Origin of the sequence: Candidatus Nitrotoga fabula (assembly GCF_905221025.1) — a bacterium.
Classification (GTDB): Bacteria; Pseudomonadota; Gammaproteobacteria; order Burkholderiales; family Gallionellaceae; genus Nitrotoga; species Nitrotoga fabula.
On record NZ_CAJNBL010000029.1, the window covers coordinates 1 to 5,483 of the forward strand.

General features: G+C 51.4%; 2 tRNA genes and 3 rRNA genes. All 5 read left to right on the forward strand.

Annotation, left to right across the window (positions count from 1 at the left end):
- The first annotated feature begins 196 nt into the window (after positions 1-196).
- A 16S ribosomal RNA gene (locus KJA68_RS07620) occupies positions 197-1,736 on the forward strand.
- A gap of 122 nt (positions 1,737-1,858) precedes the next feature.
- A tRNA-Ile gene (locus tag KJA68_RS07625) sits at positions 1,859-1,935 on the forward strand.
- Positions 1,936-1,940: 5 nt separating this feature from the next.
- A tRNA-Ala gene (locus KJA68_RS07630) sits at positions 1,941-2,016 on the forward strand.
- A gap of 300 nt (positions 2,017-2,316) precedes the next feature.
- Positions 2,317-5,203: ribosomal RNA gene (locus KJA68_RS07635) — 23S ribosomal RNA — on the forward strand.
- 121 nt (positions 5,204-5,324) lie between these two features.
- Positions 5,325-5,437 (forward strand): 5S ribosomal RNA (gene rrf, locus KJA68_RS07640).
- The 16S, 23S and 5S rRNA genes sit together here with 2 tRNA genes alongside, the layout of an rRNA operon.
- The last annotated feature ends 46 nt before the right edge of the window (positions 5,438-5,483 follow it).

Consider the following 5,483-nt stretch of genomic DNA (forward strand, 5'->3'; position numbering starts at 1 on the left):
TCTTTAAAAGTTTACAGACAACCGACGAGTGTGGGTACATGCGTTAAGGTACTGATGACAATACAATTTAATTGTATGGTTATTGGTCTCAAGACATAAAAGCAGTACCTCACACGAAGTTGAAGAAATGAAAAATTAATTCGCTTTGAGTGAGATCGTTCTATCCGCGAGGATGGGATAAAAAGCAACAGAGATTGAACTGAAGAGTTTGATCCTGGCTCAGATTGAACGCTGGCGGCATGCTTTACACATGCAAGTCGAACGGCAGCACGGGGGCAACCCTGGTGGCGAGTGGCGAACGGGTGAGTAATATATCGGAACGTACCCGGAAATGGGGGATAACGCAGCGAAAGTTGCGCTAATACCGCATATGCCCTGAGGGGGAAAGCGGGGGATCCGCAAGGACCTCGCGTTTTCGGAGCGGCCGATATCGGATTAGCTAGTAGGTGGGGTAAAGGCCTACCTAGGCGACGATCCGTAGCTGGTCTGAGAGGACGACCAGCCACACTGGAACTGAGACACGGTCCAGACTCCTACGGGAGGCAGCAGTGGGGAATTTTGGACAATGGGCGAAAGCCTGATCCAGCCATGCCGCGTGAGTGAAGAAGGCCTTCGGGTTGTAAAGCTCTTTCAGCCGGAAAGAAAGCGCATGGGTGAATAACCTGTGTGGATGACGGTACCGGAAGAAGAAGCACCGGCTAACTACGTGCCAGCAGCCGCGGTAATACGTAGGGTGCGAGCGTTAATCGGAATTACTGGGCGTAAAGCGTGCGCAGGCGGTTTTGTAAGACAGATGTGAAATCCCCGGGCTTAACCTGGGAACTGCATTTGTGACTGCAAGGCTAGAGTACGGCAGAGGGGGGTAGAATTCCACGTGTAGCAGTGAAATGCGTAGATATGTGGAGGAATACCGATGGCGAAGGCAGCCCCCTGGGTCGATACTGACGCTCATGCACGAAAGCGTGGGGAGCAAACAGGATTAGATACCCTGGTAGTCCACGCCCTAAACGATGTCAACTAGGTGTTGGGGGGGGAGACTTCCTTAGTACCGCAGCTAACGCGTGAAGTTGACCGCCTGGGGAGTACGGTCGCAAGATTAAAACTCAAAGGAATTGACGGGGACCCGCACAAGCGGTGGATTATGTGGATTAATTCGATGCAACGCGAAAAACCTTACCTACCCTTGACATGCCAGGAACTTGCCAGAGATGGCTTGGTGCCCGAAAGGGAGCCTGGACACAGGTGCTGCATGGCTGTCGTCAGCTCGTGTCGTGAGATGTTGGGTTAAGTCCCGCAACGAGCGCAACCCTTGTCATTAATTGCCATCATTCAGTTGGGCACTTTAATGAGACTGCCGGTGACAAACCGGAGGAAGGTGGGGATGACGTCAAGTCCTCATGGCCCTTATGGGTAGGGCTTCACACGTAATACAATGGTCGGTACAGAGGGTAGCCAACCCGCGAGGGGGAGCCAATCTCACAAAGCCGATCGTAGTCCGGATTGGAGTCTGCAACTCGACTCCATGAAGTCGGAATCGCTAGTAATCGCGGATCAGCATGTCGCGGTGAATACGTTCCCGGGTCTTGTACACACCGCCCGTCACACCATGGGAGCGGGCTCTACCAGAAGCAGCTAGCCTAACCGCAAGGAGGGCGGTTGCCACGGTAGGGTTCGTGACTGGGGTGAAGTCGTAACAAGGTAGCCGTATCGGAAGGTGCGGCTGGATCACCTCCTTTCTAGAGAAACCTTGGCGCACGTATCCACACTCATCGGTTGTCTAAACTAAAGTAGTGAGGTGGCTGGAGAGAGGACTGAGTGAAGGATCTCATGCCTGACCTCTCGCTTCTCACGCTTAAAAGGGTCTGTAGCTCAGCTGGTTAGAGCACACGCTTGATAAGCGTGGGGTCGGTGGTTCAAGTCCACTCAGACCCACCAAGCATGGGGGATTAGCTCAGCTGGGAGAGCACCTGCTTTGCAAGCAGGGGGTCGTCGGTTCGATCCCGTCATCCTCCACCAAAACCATCCTGCGGGTGAAGGATGGGCAAAAACCCATATAAAAGCGAATCAGACGAACGCTTTCATATTGGCTTTTGCTGATAGTGTGTAATGCAGCTCTTTAACAATCTGGAAGAAGTAAAGATTTTTTTGGCACACAAGTGACCGGGGCAACCCGGAAAACAAGTGAGCTGAAAAAATGGGTTTTGATTGTATCAAGCCGCAACCATTCAAGTCGGATGGAAGCGGACACAAACGCAAGACAAAAAACTTGTAACACAATCCTTGGTCTGGAAACTGACCGAGGACTTAATGTTATAGGGTCAAGCGAATAAGTGCATGTGGTGAATGCCTTGGCGATTACAGGCGACGAAAGACGTGTAAGCCTGCGAAAAGCTACGGGGAGCTGGCAATAGAGCATTGATCCGTAGATATCTGAATGGGGAAACCCGGCCCGCAAGGGTCACTCCTGGCTGAATATATAGGCCAGGTAGAGCGAACCCGGTGAACTGAAACATCTAAGTAGCCGGAGGAAAAGAAATCAACCGAGATTCCGAAAGTAGTGGCGAGCGAAATTGGAACAGCCTTCAATCTTTAGCTTCTGAATTAGCGGAACAGTCTGGAAAGTCTGACCGCAGTGGGTGATAGTCCCGTACGCGAAAATTCAGGAGTGGAACTAGGGTTGAAACAAGTAGGGCGGGACACGAGAAATCCTGTCTGAACATGGGGGGACCATCCTCCAAGGCTAAATACTCGTAATCGACCGATAGTGAACCAGTACCGTGAGGGAAAGGCGAAAAGAACCCCGGAAGGGGAGTGAAATAGAACCTGAAACCGCATGCATACAAACAGTGGGAGCGGACTTGTTCCGTGACTGCGTACCTTTTGTATAATGGGTCAGCGACTTACATTCAGTAGCAAGCTTAACCGGATAGGGGAGGCGTAGCGAAAGCGAGTCTGATAAGGGCGATAGTTGCTGGGTGTAGACCCGAAACCAAGTGATCTATCCATGGCCAGGATGAAGGTGGGGTAACACTCACTGGAGGTCCGAACCCACTAATGTTGAAAAATTAGGGGATGAGCTGTGGATAGGGGTGAAAGGCTAAACAAACTTGGAAATAGCTGGTTCTCTCCGAAAACTATTTAGGTAGTGCCTCATGTATCACTCTCGGGGGTAGAGCACTGTCATGGCTAGGGGTCTATTGCTGATTACCAAACCATTGCAAACTCCGAATACCGAGAAGTGCGAGCATGGGAGACAGACATCGGGTGCTAACGTCCGGTGTCGAAAGGGAAACAACCCAGACCGCCGATTAAGGTCCCCAAGACATAGTTAAGTGGAAAACGAAGTGGGAAGGCTAAAACAGTCAGGATGTTGGCTTAGAAGCAGCCACCATTTAAAGAAAGCGTAATAGCTCACTGATCGAGTCGTCCTGCGCGGAAGATGTAACGGGGCTCAAACTATGCACCGAAATCGCGGATATGTACTTGTACATATGGTAGGAGAGCGTTCTGTAAGCCTGCGAAGGCAGCTTGAGAAGGCTGCTGGAGGTATCAGAAGTGCGAATGCTGACATGAGTAGCGATAAAGGGAGTGAAAGGCTCCCTCGCCGAAAGCCCAAGGATTCCTGTGCAACGTTCATCGACGCAGGGTGAGTCGGCCCCTAAGGCGAGGCAGAAATGCGTAGTCGATGGGAAACAGGTTAATATTCCTGTACCTCAATACAATGCGATGTGGGGACGGAGAAGGTTAGGCAAGCCAAGTGTTGGACGTCTTGGTTTAAGCGTGTAGGGAGATCTCTTAGGCAAATCCGGGAGGTCAATCCTGAGGCGTGATGACGAGTGCCTTCTAGGCGCGAAGTTGCTGATACCATGCTTCCAAGAAAAGCCACTAAGCTTCAGTTGTATAGAGACCGTACCGCAAACCGACACAGGTGGGCAGGATGAGAATTCTAAGGCGCTTGAGAGAACTCGGGTGAAGGAACTCGGCAAATTTGCACCGTAACTTCGGGAGAAGGTGCGCCCCGGTAAGGTGTAGGACCTCGCGTCCGAAGCCTGATGGGGTTGCAGTGAAAAGGTGGCTGCGACTGTTTAATAAAAACACAGCACTCTGCAAACACGAAAGTGGACGTATAGAGTGTGACTCCTGCCCGGTGCCGGAAGGTTAAATGATGGGGTGCAAGCTCTTGATTGAAGCCCCGGTAAACGGCGGCCGTAACTATAACGGTCCTAAGGTAGCGAAATTCCTTGTCGGGTAAGTTCCGACCTGCACGAATGGAGTAACGATGGCCACACTGTCTCCACCCGAGACTCAGCGAAGTTGAAATGTTTGTGAAGATGCAATCTACCCGCGGCTAGACGGAAAGACCCCATGCACCTTTACTGTAGCTTTGCATTGGATTTTGAACAGACCTGTGTAGGATAGGTGGGAGGCTGAGAAGCGATGTCGCCAGACGTCGTGGAGCCGACCTTGAAATACCACCCTGGTGTGTTTGAGGTTCTAACCTGGATCCGTAATCCGGATTGGGGACATTGCATGGTAGGCAGTTTGACTGGGGCGGTCTCCTCCCAAAGAGTAACGGAGGAGTACGAAGGTATCCTAGGTACGGTCGGACATCGTACTGATAGTGCAATGGCAAAAGGATGCTTGACTGCGAGACTGACAAGTCGAGCAGGTGCGAAAGCAGGTCATAGTGATCCGGTGGTTCTGAATGGAAGGGCCATCGCTCAACGGATAAAAGGTACGCTGGGGATAACAGGCTGATTCCTCCCAAGAGTTCATATCGACGGGGGAGTTTGGCACCTCGATGTCGGCTCATCACATCCTGGGGCTGTAGTCGGTCCCAAGGGTATGGCTGTTCGCCATTTAAAGTGGTACGTGAGCTGGGTTTAAAACGTCGTGAGACAGTTTGGTCCCTATCTGCCGTGGGCGCTGGAAATTTGAAGGGACCTGCTCCTAGTACGAGAGGACCGGAGTGGACGGATCTCTGGTGTACCGGTTATGACGCCAGTCGTATTGCCGGGTAGCTAAATCCGGAAGAGATAACCGCTGAAAGCATCTAAGCGGGAAACTCGCCTTAAGATTAGATTTCCCTGGGGACTCGATCCCCCTGAAGGGTCGTGGAAGACCACCACGTTGATAGGTCAGGTGTGGAAGCGCAGTAATGCGTTAAGCTAACTGATACTAATTGCCCGTGAGGCTTGACCCTATAACATTAAGCAAAACAAGTTGAGTCAGAAATTACAATACAATCCAGACCCATTACTTCTTCCAGTTGAAGATGAATTGACCGCCGGCAACAGCCGGCAGACAGTTCATCACCAGTTATGTCTGACGACCATAGCAGGTTGGCCCCACTCCTTCCCATCTCGAACAGGACAGTGAAACGACCGTGCGCCGATGATAGTGTACATCCGTATGTGAAAGTAGGTCATCGTCAGACTCCTTATTCGCAATCAAGCCCTCTTAAAGAGGGCTTTGTTGTTTGT